Origin of the sequence: Haloferax sp. Atlit-109R (genome assembly GCF_003665865.1) — an archaeon.
Classification (GTDB): domain Archaea; phylum Halobacteriota; class Halobacteria; order Halobacteriales; family Haloferacaceae; genus Haloferax; species Haloferax volcanii.
In genome coordinates, this window is sequence record NZ_QPLO01000048.1 from 1 (window position 1) to 429 (window position 429).

The window sequence follows — 429 nt, forward strand, 5'->3', positions numbered from 1 at the left end:
CCAATTATGAATGGCGGTTCGACTGCGTTGGACACCCAACCTTTCAAGATGTTGTTTGGTATTCGAAAGTGATAAGCCAGCCAGATGCAACTGAATACCCACTTCAACAATCTGCTCGGGTGTCCGCTCGCGCTCCACAAATTCCAAATCAATCCAGCCGCTATCTCCGATGAGGCGGTCGATTTCGGACATAGAGCATTCGAAACTCTGACCGCCTCATCCTTATCTTAACACGACGGACGACCGGCGCGAAGAGATTATGAACGCTTTGACTATCTGCGAACAGTCAGTCAGTGAGATTATGATTCCGCCCGAGGAGATTGTGGCACTATCGATTGCGGACAGTCCCGACTCGAATTTCAAGAAACTTGAAGCCCATCCACACACTCGGTATCCACTTGTAGGCAAAGACCTGACCGAGTTCCGTGG

The 429-nt window shown here is 50.1% G+C and carries 2 pseudogenes; one reads left to right on the forward strand and one right to left on the reverse strand.

Annotated features, from left to right (window positions below):
• Positions 1–192 (reverse strand): annotated as a pseudogene (locus DVK03_RS19615) (IS6 family transposase); the annotation flags it as partial.
• A 49-nt stretch (positions 193–241) separates the two neighbouring features.
• Here DVK03_RS19615 and DVK03_RS20620 point away from each other — a divergent pair.
• Positions 242–429 (forward strand): annotated as a pseudogene (locus DVK03_RS20620) (hypothetical protein); the annotation flags it as partial.